The sequence below is a fragment of the Mesorhizobium sp. WSM4310 genome (assembly GCF_007003935.1).
Lineage (GTDB): Bacteria > Pseudomonadota > Alphaproteobacteria > Rhizobiales > Rhizobiaceae > Mesorhizobium.
On sequence record NZ_VFTA01000066.1, the window covers coordinates 1 to 15388 of the forward strand.

Annotated in this window: 15 protein-coding genes; 5 read left to right on the forward strand and 10 right to left on the reverse strand. The window is 64.0% G+C overall.

The window, feature by feature from the left end; translation table 11 throughout:
* The first annotated feature begins 25 nt into the window (after positions 1-25).
* The 4 genes from FJV80_RS33605 to FJV80_RS33620 are packed head-to-tail and all read left to right on the forward strand — an operon-like array spanning position 26 to position 3622.
* Complete coding sequence (locus tag FJV80_RS33605) at positions 26-1033, forward strand: ABC transporter permease subunit (RefSeq protein ID WP_095771743.1); 1008 nt, start codon at positions 26-28, stop codon at positions 1031-1033.
* A gap of 26 nt (positions 1034-1059) precedes the next feature.
* Positions 1060-1944, forward strand: coding sequence for an ABC transporter permease subunit (locus FJV80_RS33610; RefSeq protein ID WP_245437747.1), 885 nt, complete (start codon positions 1060-1062; stop codon positions 1942-1944).
* Positions 1944-2795, forward strand: coding sequence for an ABC transporter ATP-binding protein (locus FJV80_RS33615; RefSeq protein ID WP_095771745.1), 852 nt, complete (start codon positions 1944-1946; stop codon positions 2793-2795). The genes FJV80_RS33610 and FJV80_RS33615 overlap by 1 nt, the downstream gene beginning before the upstream one ends.
* Entirely contained in the window at positions 2792-3622 is an 831-nt protein-coding gene (locus FJV80_RS33620; protein WP_142878442.1) for a dipeptide ABC transporter ATP-binding protein, read from the forward strand. The genes FJV80_RS33615 and FJV80_RS33620 overlap by 4 nt, the downstream gene beginning before the upstream one ends.
* A 121-nt stretch (positions 3623-3743) precedes the next feature.
* Here the strand turns inward: FJV80_RS33620 and FJV80_RS33625 are convergent, their stop codons facing one another.
* From FJV80_RS33625 to FJV80_RS33640, 4 genes are all read right to left on the reverse strand, one after another.
* Positions 3744-5018, reverse strand: coding sequence for a cysteine desulfurase-like protein (locus FJV80_RS33625; protein WP_142878443.1), 1275 nt, complete (start codon positions 5016-5018; stop codon positions 3744-3746).
* Positions 5019-5066: 48 nt separating this feature from the next.
* A complete protein-coding gene (locus FJV80_RS33630; protein WP_095771748.1) occupies positions 5067-5741 on the reverse strand; it encodes an amino acid ABC transporter permease in 675 nt (224 codons plus the stop codon).
* 148 nt (positions 5742-5889) lie between these two features.
* Positions 5890-6687 carry an ABC transporter substrate-binding protein gene (locus tag FJV80_RS33635; RefSeq protein ID WP_019862988.1) on the reverse strand — a complete coding sequence of 266 codons (798 nt, stop codon included), beginning with the start codon at positions 6685-6687 and terminating at the stop codon, positions 5890-5892.
* A gap of 317 nt (positions 6688-7004) precedes the next feature.
* Positions 7005-7847, reverse strand: coding sequence for an HpcH/HpaI aldolase/citrate lyase family protein (locus FJV80_RS33640; RefSeq protein ID WP_246689110.1), 843 nt, complete (start codon positions 7845-7847; stop codon positions 7005-7007).
* 123 nt (positions 7848-7970) lie between these two features.
* Between FJV80_RS33640 and FJV80_RS33645 the strand changes: the two genes are divergently transcribed.
* Positions 7971-9065: an LLM class flavin-dependent oxidoreductase gene (locus FJV80_RS33645; protein ID WP_142878444.1), complete on the forward strand. Its 1095-nt coding sequence runs from the start codon at positions 7971-7973 to the stop codon at positions 9063-9065.
* On the opposite strand, the gene FJV80_RS33650 is transcribed toward FJV80_RS33645, so the two are convergent.
* The 6 genes from FJV80_RS33650 to FJV80_RS33680 form a co-directional block, all read right to left on the reverse strand.
* Entirely contained in the window at positions 9062-9475 is a 414-nt protein-coding gene (locus FJV80_RS33650; RefSeq protein WP_095787228.1) for a RidA family protein, read from the reverse strand. The two genes, FJV80_RS33645 and FJV80_RS33650, sit on opposite strands and share 4 nt — an antisense overlap.
* 65 nt (positions 9476-9540) lie before the next feature.
* Positions 9541-10689 (reverse strand): acyl-CoA dehydrogenase family protein, encoded by a 1149-nt coding sequence (locus tag FJV80_RS33655; protein WP_142878445.1) that lies wholly within the window; start codon positions 10687-10689, stop codon positions 9541-9543.
* Positions 10690-10925: 236 nt separating this feature from the next.
* The gene (locus tag FJV80_RS33665) at positions 10926-11738 is read right to left on the reverse strand and encodes an enoyl-CoA hydratase family protein (protein ID WP_142878447.1); all 813 of its coding nucleotides are present in this window, start codon (positions 11736-11738) and stop codon (positions 10926-10928) included.
* Complete coding sequence (locus tag FJV80_RS33670) at positions 11735-12205, reverse strand: MarR family transcriptional regulator (RefSeq protein WP_010913223.1); 471 nt, start codon at positions 12203-12205, stop codon at positions 11735-11737. Before FJV80_RS33670 ends, FJV80_RS33665 begins: the two co-directional genes overlap by 4 nt.
* Positions 12199-12972, reverse strand: coding sequence for an SDR family NAD(P)-dependent oxidoreductase (locus FJV80_RS33675; RefSeq protein WP_142878448.1), 774 nt, complete (start codon positions 12970-12972; stop codon positions 12199-12201). Before FJV80_RS33675 ends, FJV80_RS33670 begins: the two co-directional genes overlap by 7 nt.
* On the reverse strand, positions 12969-15263 hold the full coding sequence (locus FJV80_RS33680; protein ID WP_142878449.1) for a bifunctional salicylyl-CoA 5-hydroxylase/oxidoreductase: 2295 nt from the start codon (positions 15261-15263) through the stop codon (positions 12969-12971). The genes FJV80_RS33675 and FJV80_RS33680 overlap by 4 nt, the downstream gene beginning before the upstream one ends.
* Positions 15264-15388 lie beyond the last annotated feature (125 nt).

A 15388-nucleotide genomic window follows, 5' to 3' on the forward strand; every position in this document is an offset into this window, starting at 1 on the left:
CAATGAAGCGCCGCCCCCCTACATCATGCTAAAATACATCCTCCACCGAATTGCACTTTTGATCCCGACGCTTGTCGGCATCACGATCTGCGCCTTCGCCTTCGTCAGGCTGCTGCCCGGCGATCCTATTCTTGCCATGGCCGGTGAACACGGCGTGGCGCCGGCGCGTTATGAAGAGCTCAAGGAGCAGTTCGGCTACAATCTGCCGATCTGGCAGCAATACACACGCTATGTCGGTGAGGTCGTGACCGGCGATTTCGGCGTCTCGATTTCGTCCAAGCGCCCGGTGCTCGAAGAGTTCAAGACGCTCTTCCCGGCGACGCTGGAACTGTCGTTCTTTGCCATGATCTTCGCCATGGTACTGGGCATTCCGGCCGGCATCTTCGCGGCGGTCAAGCGCGGCTCCTGGTTCGATCAGTCGCTGATGGGCACCGCGCTCGTCGGCTATTCCATGCCGATCTTCTGGTGGGGCCTGCTGCTGATCATCTTCTTCTCCGGTTACCTCGGCTGGACGCCGGTTAACGGCCGCATCGACCTGCAGTACTTCTTCAAGCCGATCACCGGCTTCATGACCATCGACACCTTGCTCTACGGCAAATGGGCTGCATTTCGCTCGGTATTGCGCCATCTGGTGCTGCCGACGATTGTGCTCGGCACCATTCCGCTGGCTGTGATAGCGCGCCAGACGCGCTCCGCCATGCTCGAGGTGTTGGGCGAGGACTATGTGCGGACAGCCCGAGCCAAAGGGCTCTCGTCGGCCCGGGTCATCGGCGTGCATGCCCTGCGCAACGCACTCATCCCGGTGGTCACCACCATCGGCCTGCAGGTTAGTACGCTGCTCGCCGGTGCCATCCTTACCGAAACGATCTTCTCGTGGCCCGGCATCGGCAGGTGGATGGTCGAATCCATATCCAAGCGCGATTATGTCGTCGTGCAGTCTGGCCTGCTCTTGATCGCGCTTATCGTCATGGCGGTGAATCTGATCGTCGACGTGCTCTATGCCGTTATCAACCCACGCATAAGGGCGGCGTGATGAGCCAGTCGACCGAAATCGCCCCGATGGCCGCCGGCAACCCGGATCGCCTCACCGGTCTCAGGACCTTCTGGTTTTATTTCTCGGTGAACCGGGGCGCCGTTATAGGCCTGTTCGTCTTCCTCCTTTTGGTGCTGGCGGCGCTCTTTGCGCCGCTGCTGGCCCCCTACGCGCCAGACATCCAGGACAAGACCGCATTCTTGCGGCCGCCTGCATGGCAGGCAGGCGGCAGCTCGCAATATCTGCTCGGCACCGATCCGGTTGGGCGCGACATCCTTTCACGCCTGCTCTACGGCGCGCGCTTCTCGCTGCTGATCGGCGCGGTCGTGGTCTCGCTGGCGCTCATCGGCGGCATCACGCTTGGCCTGCTGGCCGGTTATTTCCGCGGCTGGGTCGACGTGGCGATCATGCGCGTCATGGACCTTATCCTGGCCTTCCCGTCGCTGTTGCTGGCGCTGGTGATGGTCACCATCCTCGGTCCCGGCCTGTTCAATGCGATGCTGGCCATCGCGCTCGTGCTGCAGCCGCATTTCGCGCGGCTGGTGCGCGCCGCGGTGATGGCCGAGAAGAGCCGCGAATATGTCGTGGCGGCGAAGGTCGCCGGCGCCGGGCATCTCAGGCTGATGCTTCGCACCATCCTGCCCAATTGCCTGGGACCGCTGATCGTCCAGGGCACCTTGTCTTTTTCCAACGCCATCCTCGAAGCGGCCGCCCTCGGCTTCCTCGGCCTCGGTGCCCAGCCACCGACGCCCGAATGGGGCACGATGCTCGCCTCGGCGCGTGAATTCATCCTGCGCGCCTGGTGGGTGGTGACCTTTCCTGGTCTGGCGATCCTGATCACCGTGCTTGCCATCAATCTGATCGGCGACGGTCTGCGCGATGCGCTCGATCCGAAATTGAGGAGGTCGTGATGGCGCTGCTGGACATCCAGAACCTCGTCGTCGAATTCCAGACCGCATCAGGTATGTTCCGGGCGGTCGATGGCGTTTCCTTGCATGTCGACGAGCGCGAAGTGCTGGCGATCGTCGGCGAATCCGGTTCTGGCAAGTCGGTCTCGATGCTGGCGGTGATGGGCCTCTTGCCATGGACCGCCAAGGTCACGGCCGACCGCATGAGCTTCAATGGCCGCGATCTTCTGAAGCTGAGCCCTGCCGAGCGGCGCAAGATCGTCGGCAAGGACATGTCGATGATCTTCCAGGAGCCGATGGCCAGCCTCAATCCCTGCTTCACCGTCGGCTTCCAGATCGAGGAGGTGCTGCGTTTCCATATGGGCATGGACGGTGCGCAGCGCCGGGAGCGCGCCATCGAACTCCTCACCCAGGTCGGCATTGCCGAGCCGGCGGAACGGCTGAACTCGTTCCCGCACCAGATGTCGGGCGGCCAATGCCAGCGTGTCATGATCGCCATTGCCATCGCCTGCAATCCGAAGCTTTTGATTGCCGACGAGCCGACTACCGCGCTCGACGTCACCATCCAGAAGCAGATCCTCGATCTCCTGGTCTCTCTGCAGGCCAAATACGGCATGGGCCTGATCATGATCACCCACAATATGGGCGTGGTGGCCGAGACCGCCGACCGCGTCATCGTCCAGTACAAGGGCCGCAAGATGGAAGAGGCCGACGTGCTGTCGCTGTTTGAGCAGCCGAAGAGCAATTACACCCGCGCGCTTTTGTCGGCGCTGCCGGAGAACGCGGTGGGTGACCGGCTGCCGACCGTCTCCGACATGCTGTTCGAGCCGGCGCCCTCGGGAGCCGCCGCATGAGCGTCAAGGTCGTCGAAGGCAAGAATATCGTGCGCGACTACCATGTCGGCGGCGGGCTGTTTCGCGCGCAGCGCACCGTGCATGCGGTCAAGGGTGTCTCGTTCAGCGTCGACAAGGGCAAGACGCTGGCCATCGTCGGTGAAAGCGGCTGTGGCAAGTCGACGCTCGCCCGCATCATCACGCTGATCGATCCGGCGACTTCGGGGGAACTGTTCATCGACGGCAACAAGGTCGACATCGCCAGGAGCGGATTGACCAAGGAGATGCGCCGCAAGGTGCAGATCGTCTTCCAGAACCCGTACGGCTCGCTCAACCCGCGCCAGAAGATCGGCGACGTGCTGGGGGAACCGCTGCTCATCAACACCAACAAGCCGGCCGAGGAACGGCGCGACCTCGCCATGAAGATGCTGAAGAAGGTCGGCCTTGGCCCCGAGCACTACAACCGCTACCCGCATATGTTCTCAGGCGGCCAGCGCCAGCGCATCGCCATCGCCCGCGCACTGATGCTCAATCCGAGCCTGCTGGTGCTGGACGAGCCGGTCTCGGCGCTCGACCTTTCGGTGCAGGCGCAGGTGCTCAACCTGCTCGCCGACCTGCAGGACGAGTTCCAGCTGACTTATGTCTTCATCAGCCATGATTTGTCGGTCGTGCGCTACATCGCCGACGACGTGATGGTGATGTATTTCGGCGAAGCGGTCGAATACGGCCCGCGCGACGAGGTCTTCGCCGACCCCAAGCACAGATACACCAAGACGCTGTTCGCCGCGACGCCGCGCGCCGACGTGGCGAGCGTCAAGGCCAGGTTGGCGAAGAAGAAGGCCGCCTGAACCTCGGATTTCGTCATCCTATGGTCTGCGCCGCGTCGCTTCGCTCCTGCTTCGCCATAGGATGACGACGTCGAGGAACCGCAACCGACTCCCATGCAAGGGTCGGACCAAAGGTCCAGGCTCAAGACAGCCTGGCGATAATCGCGCGCAGCGCCTCGCCGAATTTGTGCACTTCCTCGACCGTGTTGTAATGCACCAGCGAGGCGCGGATGGCGCCGCTGTCCATCGACAAATTGAGGCGCTTCATCAGCCGCGGCGCGTACATGTGGCCGTCGCGGATGCCGATCTGCATCTCGGCCATTGCTTCGACGATCCGTTGCGGTGAGAGCTTGCCGATGTTGAAGCAGAAGGTCGGCACGCGCTCATTGATGCGGGCCTCGTCGGCGACGCCATAGATCGTCGCGCCGCAGCCCTTCAGCACGGCAAGCATCTCGCGCGCCAAAAGCAGTTCGTAGTCGCGGATGGCGCCCATGCCGGCGACGATGTTTTCGCGCCGCGAGCGGTTGTTGGAGGGGGCCAGATTGCGGCCGATCAGTTCCAGATACTGCACGGCCGCATCCATGCCCGAGACGTTCTCGTAGATGAAGGTGCCGGCCTCGACCTTGTAGGGCGGCTCGTCGGGGATGAAGTCCTCGCGAAAAGTCGGCAACCGCTTGAGCGTATCGAAGCGGCCCCAGAGAAAACCCATATGCGGCGAGAAATTCTTGTAGCCGGAGCAGACGAGATAGTCGCAATCCCAGGCCTGCACGTCGATCAGCCCGTGCGGACCGTAGTGCACGCAGTCGAGGAACACTTCGGCGCCGGCCGCATGCGCGATCCTGGCGACCGAGGCGACGTCGACGATCGAGCCGATCGAGTGCGCGGTGACCGTGCAGGCGACGAGGCGGGTGCGGTCAGAAACCAGCGGGCGCAAATCGTCGACATGCAGATTGCCGTCCTCGCGCATGCGCCACCATTTGAACTTGGCGCCGGCGGATTCCAGTGCCAGCCAGGTCGCGATGTTGGCGTCGTGGTCCATGTCGGTGATGACGATCTCGTCGCGTTCCGAGAGCATCTGGCCGATGCCGAGGCTGACGAGGCGGATGAACGAGGTGGCGTTCATGCCGAAGCAGATTTCCGCCGGGCTATAGGCGTTGATCAGCAGCGCCACGCTTGTCCGGGCGTCGGCGACGGACTGGTCGACGGTGACGCTGCGGCCATAGCGGCCGCCGCGCTGTACATTGTGCGAAACCAGATGGTTGGTCACCGCGTCGAGCACGCTCTGCGGGATCTGCGCGCCGGCGGCATTGTCCATGAAGATGAAATCGCCGGCCCGCTGCAGGGCGGGAAACATGGCGCGGATGGTGTCGACGGGGAACGCTGCGGCGTTCGCGTTGTCGGTTTGGTGCTTGTTCACGGGCAGGCTCCTGCGAAGAATTTGGCGGGTGGAGAACGGTTGGCGAGGTCAGCGCGCCTTCTCGGTCTTGAAGCGGTCTTCAAGCAGGCTGACGAGGCGCACCATCGGCCAGAGGAAGATGAGATAGACCAGTGCAGCGCCGATCAGCGGCGAGGGATTGGCGTAAAGCGACTGCGCGTTGGTCGCTTCCTTCAGGAGTTCCGGCAGCGCCACGGTGGAGGCGAGCGAGGTGTCCTTGAACATCGAGACGCAATTGCTGGTCATCGGCGGGATGACGACGCGGATCGCCTGCGGCAGCACCACCTTGCGCAAGGTCAAGAGGAACGGCAGGCCGAGCGCCTGCGACGCCTCGAACTGGCCTTTCGGAATGCTTTCTATGCCGGAGCGGAACACTTCCGCCGAATAGGCCGACATGATGAAGGCGAAGGCCGTCACCGCGGACGCCCAGGACGACAGGCGGATGCCGAGGAAGGGCAGCGCGTAGTAGATCAGGATCAGCACCACCAGCACCGGCAGAGCGCGAAAAATGTCGGTGTAGGCGACCGCCAGCCAGCGCAGCGGCTTCGGCGCATAGAGCCGCACCAGGCTGATCAGCAGGCCGATGGGGATGCCGATGCCGATGCTCAAAATGCCAAGCAGCAGCGTGTTCAGGAAGCCGCGCAGCAGCGCAGGCAGGCTGGCCATGATGACGTCGGGATTGAAGAAGGTGTCGATCAGCGACATGGGAGCGTTCCCGAACCCCAGAGCAAGGGGTGCTCAAAGTTGAAACCAATCGACCTCGCCCATGGCGAGACGGTCCGCGCGGCAGTGCGAAAGCGTGAAATGAATCGTGCCGGCCTGGAAAGCCGGCACGATTTCAGTGCATCTCCGCTCAGGCCTTCGGCAGCGGCATTTCCTTGACGGTCGAAGAATCGGCCGGCGCGTCGCTGCCGAACCACTTCTTGTGGATCGCGGCCAGCGTGCCGTCCTTCTTCATCGCGGTCAGCGCGTCGTTGAGCTTGCCGAGCAGCGGGTGGTCCTTGGTCATCATCAGCCCGTACTGTTCACCGGTCTTGATGCGCTGCTTGACCTTCAGATCCTTCATCTTGGTGAAGGAGTATTCCATGCCCGGAATGTCGCTGACGGCGGCGTCGACGCGGCCGGCGCTGAGGTCGAGCAGCAGGTTCTGCTGCGTGTCATAGCCCTTCACATCGCTAAAGCCGTCGGCTTCCTGATGAGCCTTGACCCAGGTCTCGCCGGTCGAGCCGGAGAGCACGCCGACGATCTTGCCCTTGAGGTCGGCTTCGGTGTTAACAGCGCTGTCGGTCTTCGTCGCAATGCCCATGTCGGAATCATAGTAGGGCTGGGTGAAAGACTGCGACTTCAGCCGCTCGGCCGTGATGGTGATCGACGAGATGGCGACATCGATGCGCTTCGACGTGGTGGCCGCGAACAGCGCCTGGAAGCCGAGATCGGCGATATCGGTGGTCATGCCGATGCGCTTGGCGGCTTCGTTGACGATGTCGACTTCAAAGCCCTCGAAGGTGCCGCTCTCGTTCTTGTACTCGAAGGGCGGATTGGTCGGATAGGCGCCGACATTGAGCACATCGGCGGCGTAAGCCGTGGCGGGGCCGGCGGCGATGCCGATGGCGGCGGCAAGCAGGATGAGATTGCGACGTGTCAGGTTCATTTGGTGTTCCCTCTGGGGTATCCCCTCTGGTTGTTGATCGGGCGGGCTCGCCCCGCACGGTTTCTTGCCGTCCCACCTCCCAGCGGGGCGTCAATTCATGGCAGCGACCTGCGCGCGTGGTTGGCGATGGTCTCTGTACGCGGATCGCGGATCTGGCAGCGCACGCCGTCGAAAGCACAGCGCGCGCTGGATGATGACTGGGGCAGCATGAACGACAAGGACTGAACCCCCCGAAGCACCACGATGGACTGGCCGGCAACCCCTGCGGCACGGCCGCCGTCATCGATCTTGAATGCTTATCCAAAGTGGGACGCATTTCAAGGCGAAAGTTTTAAGCTTAAAAAGCTTGGCTTGCGTGTTGCTCCGGCGATACGCCTTTTTGTCTGGCCGCGCCTGTCTATGCCAATTCGTCGCGGGGCCCCGGCGGCGTGGCGCTCGGCGCCGGCGCCCAGAAACATCGTGTCGCTGGCCAGCACGAAGAAACTCGCGCCGATGGCTGCCCACCGGCTGATGGCCTGTGGGCTGGCGCAAAATATGCCTGATGTCTTTCCGCGTGCGACCGTCGCGCCGATGACTGTCCGGATCGCCGCATTGAGCTTGTCGGCGCCTTGCGGTCCGATCGCGTCGATCGACACCGAAAGATCGCCCGGGCCGACGAAGATCACGTCGACGCCGTCGGTGGCCGCGATCGCATCGATGTTGGCGAGCCCCGCCGCTGTCTCGACCTGAACCGCGACGACGGTTCTGTCGTTGGCGCCGGCAAGATATTCGGGAATGCGATAACCATAGCCGGCGGCTCGGCCAGGCCCGACGCCACGCTCGCCCAGCGGCGGATAGCGCGAGGCTTTCACTGCTGCTTCGGCCTGCGCGGCGGTCGAGACGCGCGGCACCAGCACCCCTTGCGCGCCGCTGTCCAGCGCCGCCTGGATGGCTTCCGGCGCATGGCCGGGAACGCGTACCATCGCCGGCACGCGGCGAACGTCGGCCGCGCGCACCATGGTCTCGATCATGTCGCGCGAGATCTGCGCATGCTCCCAGTCGATGCAGAGGAAGTCGAGGCCCGACAGCGCCATCACTTCGACCGCGACCGGATGGGGAATGGCGGCAAACGAACCGACGAGGTTTGCCTTGCCGATGCATTTCTGGCGGAATTCGCTCATGCCGATCCCCTTTGTCGTCTGGCCCAAACTCATATCCGCAATCGGCGGCGAGGCGAAGCTATTTCAGGCTTGAAATATTTTACCGCGAGCCTAGCGTGTGGCCTCCCGCCGCGAGTTCCCGAGATGATCAAAGCGCATCCCCTGCACGGCCCGAACAAACTGAAGCTCGGCGTCTTTTCGACCAACGCCGATGGCGGGCTCGCCATATCAGATGTGCCGGAACGCTGGACGGCAAGCTGGCAGGACAATCTGACGGCGGCGCAAATCGCCGACCGCGCCGGGCTGGAATTCATGCTGCCGATCGCGCGCTGGCGCGGCTTTGGCGGCCGCAACAAGGTGCGCGAATGGTCGTTCGAAACCTTCACCTGGGCGGCAGCTCTGGCGGTGGCCACCGACCGGATCGGCCTGTTCATGACCGTGCACGTGCCGTTGGTGCATCCGCTTTATGCCGCCAAGGCGCTGGCGACGGTCGACCACATCAGCCAGGGCCGCGCCGGGCTCAACATCGTCTGCGGCTGGAACCCGAAGGAATTCGGCATGTTCGGCACGCCGCTGGTCGAGAAGGGCTACGACCAGGCGGCCGAGTGGATCGAGATTCTTGAAAAGCTCTATGCATCGGCCGGGCCGCTCGACTATGAAGGCACCTATTATCGCCTGAAGGAAGCGGTGAGCCGGCCGGCCAGTCTGCAGCTTCCTCGCCCGGTGACTATGAATGCCGCTTTCGGCGGGCCGGGCCGCGACTTCGCCGCCGCCCGGTGCGATTATCTGTTCACGACCTTTTCCCAGATGAGCGATGCCGGCAAGCATGTCGCCGATATCGGCGAGCGCGCCGACAAGGCCGGCCGCGATGTCGGCGTCTACACCGTTGCGCATGTCGTCTGCCGCCCGACCATGGAGGAGGCGCAGGCCTATTACACGCGTTACGCGGTCGATCTGGCCGACCATGACGCGGTCGACGCCCATATGGCCGGCAAGAAGGAATTCTCGCAGTCGCACGACCCGCATGCCTATGACCGGTATCGTCAACGCTTCGCCGGTGGCGCCGGCACCTATCCGCTGGTCGGAACGCCGGAAACGATCGCCGCCGAAATGGCCGCCATATCAGGGCATGGCTATCAGGGCATCGCGCTCTCCTTCGTCAACTACACGCAGGAGCTGCCCTATTTCTGCGACCACGTGCTGCCGATTTTGAGAAAGGCGGGCCTGCGGGTAACTTAGTCCGGACGAACGAGTTCGTCCGGTATCACAGCGGTGGCCTGGATCTCCACCTTGGCGCGGTCCTCGACCAGCGCCATCACCTGCATGGCGGCCATCGCCGGGAAATGCCGGCCGATGACCTCGCGATAGGCTTCGCCGAGCCCCCTGAGATTGGCGAGATACTCGGCCTTGTCGGTGAAATACCAGGTCATCGAGGTGATGTGCCGCGGCTCGGCACCGGCCTCGGCCAGCACAGCGACGATGTTTTGCAGCGTCTGCCGCACCTGGCCGACGAAGTCGTCGGTTTCGAACTGGCACTGCCCGTTCCAGCCGACCTGTCCGCCGACGAAGATGAGCCGTCCACGCGCCGCGACGCCATTGGCGTAGCCGACCGGTTTGGCCCAGCCTTCCGGCTGCAGAATCTCATGCATTTGAAGCCTCCCGGTATTCCTGAAAACCAAGTCTCAAAATCGAATGCCCGTCAATTTTCCCGCCGTCAGGCCGCGCCCATCACTTGCCGCGCGATGACCACCTTCTGCACGTCGGAGGCACCCTCATAGATGCGCAGCGCGCGGATCTCGCGATACAGGCTTTCGACGATGTGGCCTTTGCGCACGCCGTCGCCGCCATGCAGTTGCACCGCCCTGTCGATCACCTCCTGCGCCTTGTCGGTGGCGAACAGTTTTGCCATCGCCGCCTCGCGTGTCACCCGCGCCGCGCCCATGTCCTTGGTCCAGGCGGCGCGGTAGACCAGAAGCGCCGCCGCATCGACGTCGAGGGCCATGTCGGCGATGTGACCCTGTACCATCTGCAATTCGGCCATCGGTGCGCCGAACAGTTTGCGCTCGGCCACTCTGCTGATGCTTTCTTCGAGCGCCCGGCGGGCAAAGCCGAGCGCTGCTGCACCGACGGTCGAGCGGAACACGTCGAGCACCGACATGGCGATGCGGAAGCCGTCACCTGGCTTGCCGATCAGGGCCGAGATGGGGACACGGACCTGATCGAAGGAAAGCCGCGCCAGCGGATGCGGCGCGATCACTTCGAGGCGCTCGGCGATGCCGAGGCCCGCAGTGTCGCCAGGCACGATAAAGGCGGAAAGCCCCTTGGCGCCCGGCGCCTCGCCGGTGCGGGCAAAGACGATGTAGAGATCGGCGATCCCGCCATTGGAGATCCAGGTCTTCTCGCCGGTGAGCACATAGCTGTCGCCGTCGCGGGTCGCCGTCATTTCGGTGTTGGCGACATCCGAGCCCGAGCGCGGTTCCGACAGGGCGAAGGCCGAGATCGCCTTGCCGGCCCGCGTCTGCGCCAGCCATTGCTGCTGATCGGCCGTGCCGAATAGGCTGAGCGCGCCGGTGCCCAATCCCTGCATGGCGAAGGCGAAATCGGCAAGCCCGTCATGGCGGGCAAGCGTCTCGCGCGTGATGCACAAAATGCGGACATCGAGCGGGCCGGGATTGTCGGTGTCAACAGCGGTCGGCTTCAGCCAACCGTCGCGGCCAAGTTTTTGCACCAGCGCGCGGCAGGCGGCATCGACGTCGTGGTGATCGACGGGGAGATGTTTTGCGCACCATGCTTCCAGGCTCTCGGCGAGTTCGCGATGGCGGTTCTCGAAAAAGGGCCAGTTGAGGAAGGAACGGTCAGGCATGCTGGCCTCCGCAGTACATGGAGTGTTGCGCTCTATGACGCCCCCCTCTGTCCTGCCGGACATCTCCCCCACAAGGGGGGAGATCGGCTGTCATCTCGGCTTTCACTAAACTTCTACGTTGCAAGAAGCGAGCTGTCGCGGAAGCTGCCGATCTCCCCCCAAGTGGGGGAGATGTCCGGCAGGTCAGAGGGGGGCGCTGCCCCGCCGGCAAGTCCTTCTTGAGCGAAGAAAACATCTCAATTCCCCTCGAACACCGGCTTTTCCTTGGCCACGAACGCCTTGTAAGCGCGCTCGAAATCGCGCGTCTGCATGCAGATCGCCTGTGCCTGCGCTTCCGCCTCGATCGCCTGGTCGAGGCCCATCGACCATTCCTGGTTGAGCTGCGTCTTGGTGATGCCGTGGGCGAAGGTCGGGCCGGAGACGATGCGCGCCGCCATGTCGAGTGCGTCCGCCTCGAGCGAGGCCGCATCGACCAGCCTGTTGTAGAACCCCCACCGCTCGCCCTCGGCGGCAGTCATGGTGCGGCCGGTGTAGAGCAGTTCGGCGGCGCGGCCCTGGCCGATGATGCGCGGCAGGATCGCGCAGGCGCCCATGTCGCAGCCGGCAAGGCCGACGCGGGTGAACAGGAAGGCGGTCTTGGCCTCAGGCGTGGCGATGCGGATGTCGGAGCTCATGGCGATGATGGCGCCGGCGCCGACCGCCACGCCGTCGACGGCGGCGATGATCGGCTTGCCGCAGTTCAGCATCGCCTTGACGAAATCGCCGGTCATGCGGGTGAAGGCGAGGAGCTGCTTCATGTCCATCTTGACCAGCGGGCCGATAATGTCGTGGACATCGCCGCCGGAGCAGAAATTGCGGCCATTGGAGAGGAACACCACGGCGTCGACATCGTCGGCATAGACGAGGTCGCGGAAGGTGTCGCGCAGTTCGGCATAGCTGTCGAAGGTCAGCGGGTTCTTGCGCTCCGGCCGGTCGAGCCGGATCTTGGCGATCCTGCCTTCGACCTCCCACAGGAAATGCTTCGGCTTCAGCCCGGCCATCCCGGTCATTCGCGTCCCTCCCAGTTGCTGCGGAACGAGGTCAGCATGCCGGTCAGCCGGCGCGCATCCTCCTCGCTGACCTTGCCCAGCAATTCGCCGATCCAGCCCTCATGGGCGGCGGCGATGGTGGCAAAGGATTTGGTGCCTTCCTCGGTCAGCCGCACCATGGAGGTGCGGCGGTCGCCATTGCGGCGGGCCCGAGCGACCAGTCCTTCGGAAACCAGCCGGTCGACAATGCCGGTGACATTGCCGTTGGAGACCAGCAGGAAGCGCGACAGGTCGCTCATCAGCATGCCTTCAGGCACGCGATAGAGGGCCGCCATCACGTCGAAGCGCGGCAGGGTCGTATCGAATTCTTTCTTCAGGCGCTCGCGCAGTTCGGCCTCGATCGTGCGCGAGGCGCGCAGCAGCCTGATCCACAGACGCAGTCGATCCTTGCCGGGTCCCGATGGTGCGGGCAGGGGGCCGGCTACCATGTTTCGCCTCCTGAGATGGAAATTGCCTGTCCGGTGATCGATGACGCTGCCTCGCCGCACAGCCACAGCACGGCGGCGGCGACTTCCTGCGGCTGGATGAAGCGGCCTTGCGGGTTGGTCGAGGCAAGGCTCGCCCGCGCCTCGCCAGCCGAGCGGCCGGTCTTTTCAACGATGCGCTGGATGGATTCTTCCAGCATGTCGGTCTCGACGAAGCCGGGGCACACAGCGTTGACGGTGACGCCGGATTTCGCGGTCTCCGCCGCCAGCGCCCGCATCAGCCCGACGACGCCATGCTTGGCCGCCACGTAAGGCGCGACATAGGCGTAGCCTTTCAATCCGGCCGTGGAGGCGATGAACACGATCCGTCCTGTCTTGCGCGCGGCCATGCCGGCCAGCGCCGGCTTCACCGTCAGGAAGGCGCCGGTCAAGTTGACGTCGAGCGTCATTTGCCAGTCGGCGAGCGTGGTCTTGTGTGCCGGTGTGCTGCCGGCCATGCCGGCATTGGCAATGACGATGTCGAACGGCCCGCGCTCGGATTCCGCCCTCTGGTAGAGCGAGGCCATCGACACCTCATTGGTGACATCGGCGGCGATGCCGAAGATACGGTCGCTTTCGCCGGCCACTTTGGCAAGCTCGGCGTCGCGCCGGCCGCAGACGGTCACGTCGATGCCGGCACCAGCCAACGCCAGCGCGATGGCCCGGCCGACACCGGAGCCACCGCCAGTGACCAGCGCATGCTTGCCGGAGATCGCTGGTGCCGCCGTCATACTTTCAGCCCCGCGGCGGCATCGCGCTCGGCCAGCCGGTAGATCTGGTCGCGTCCGGGCAGATAGGGATCCGGCCATTTCACGCCGCGGTCACCGAGCGTCACCGCCGCGTGCAGCGTCCAGTACGGGTCGGCAAGATGCGGCCGTGCCAGCGCCACCAGGTCGGCGCGGCCGGCCATCAGGATCGAGTTGACATGGTCCGGCTCGTAGATGTTGCCGACCGCCATCGTCGCCATGCCGACCTCGTTGCGGATGCGGTCCGAGAACGGTGTCTGGAACATGCGGCCGTAAACGGGTTTTGCCGCCGTTGAGGTCTGGCCGGCGGACACGTCGCAGATGTCGACGCCGGCCTCATGCAGCAGCCGCGCGATCTCGACTGCGTCGGCGGGTGTGACGCCTTCGATGCCGACCCAGTCATTGGCTGAAATGCGCACCGAGATCGGCTTCTCCGCCGGCCAAGCGGCGCGCACGGCGTGGAAGATTTCCAGGGGATAGCGCATGCGATTTTCCAGCGCGCCGCCATAGGCGTCGGTGCGCCGGTTGGTGACCGGGGTGATGAAGGACGACAAGAGATAGCCGTGCGCGGCATGGATCTCCAGCATGTCGAAGCCGCAGCGGTCGGCCATCTCGGCCGAGGCCACGAACTCGTCGCGCACCTTGTCCATGTCGGCGCGATCCATCGCCTTCGGCACCTGGTTCTCAGGCGACCATGCGACAGCCGATGCCGCCATGACAGGCCAGTTGCCCGAGGCCAGCGGCACGTCGGTGCCTTCCCAGCCGACACGGGTTGAGCCCTTGGCGCCGGAATGGCCGATCTGGGCGCAGATCTTGGCCTCGGTCTCTGTGTGGACGAAGTCCAGCAGCCGCTTCCAGGCCACCTCGTGCTCGGGCGCGTAGAAGCCGGGACAACCGGGCGTGATACGGCCTTCCGGGCTGACGCAGGTCATCTCGATATAGACGAGTCCGGCGCCGCCCTTGGCGCGCTCGGCATAATGGGTGAAATGCCAGTCGGTCGGGCAGCCGTCGACGGCCTTGTACTGCGCCATCGGTGAGACGACGACGCGGTTCTGCAGCTTCATGTCGCGCAGCTTGAACGGCGCGAACATCGGCGCCCGGCGCAGCCTGTTGCCGCCGGCACCCGCCTGGCGCTGGAACCATTCTTCGGCACCCCCCAGCCATTCGGCATCGCGCAGCCGCAAATTCTCGTGGCTGATGCGCTGCGAGCGGGTCAGCAGCGAATAGTTGAACTGCACCGGATCGAGGCCAAGATAGCGCTCGACCTCCTCGAACCATTCGAGCGAATTGCGCGCCGCCGATTGCAGCTTAAGCACCTCGGTTCGCCGTGCGTCCTCATATTTGCGGAACGCGGCATCGAGATCCGGCTCGGTTTCCACATACTCGGCCAGCGCGACCGCGCTTTCCAGCGCCAGCTTGGTGCCGGAGCCGATCGAGAAATGCGCCGATGCCGCCGCGTCGCCCATCAGCGCCAGGTTCTTGTACGACCAGCGTTCGCACAGCACGCGCGGGAAATTGATCCAGGCCGAACCCCTGATGTGGTTGGCATTGGTCATCAACGCGTGGCCGCCGAGATGCCTGGCGAAGATGCGCTCGCACACCGCGATCGATTCCTGCTGCGTCATCGCACCGAAGCCGAAGGCAGCCCAGGTCTGCTCGCTGCATTCGACGATGAAGGTCGCGGTCTCACTGTCGAACTGGTAGGCATGCGCCCACACCCAGCCATGCTCGGTCTTCTCGAAGATGAAGGTGAAGGCGTCGTCGAATTTCTGGTTGGTGCCGAGCCAGACGAACTTGCATTTGCGGGTGTCGATGTCCGGCTTGAAGATGTCGACGAAGGTGTTGCGCGCCCTGGAATTCAGCCCGTCCGCGGCGACGACTAGATCATGAGACTCCATGTAAGGCTTGGGATCGGCGATATCGGTCTCGAACATCAGCTTGACGCCGAGCTCGCGGGCGCGACGCTGCAAAAGGATCAGCAACCGCTTGCGGCCGATGCCGCAGAAACCGTGACCTGACGAGACCGTGCGCACGCCGTCATGAATGACGGCAATGTCGTCCCAATAGGCAAAATGCTTCTTGATCCAGACGGCGCTGACCGGATCGTTCTTGGCGAGGTTCTCAAGCGTTTCGGCCGACAGCACGACGCCCCAGCCGAACGTGTCGTCGGCGCGGTTGCGCTCGAACACCGTCACATCGTGCGCGGCGTCCCTGAGCTTCATCGATATGGCAAAGTAGAGGCCGGCTGGACCGCCGCCGAGAACCGCAACCTTCATCTGTGCGATCTCCTCTTCGCTTGCTGCCTGGTGAGTATCGCGCCGGCGGCAAAATATTTCAAGCTTAAAGTTTTATGTCGAAATCATTGTGCCGATACCGGGCAGGGGGGGGGGGGGGGGGGGGG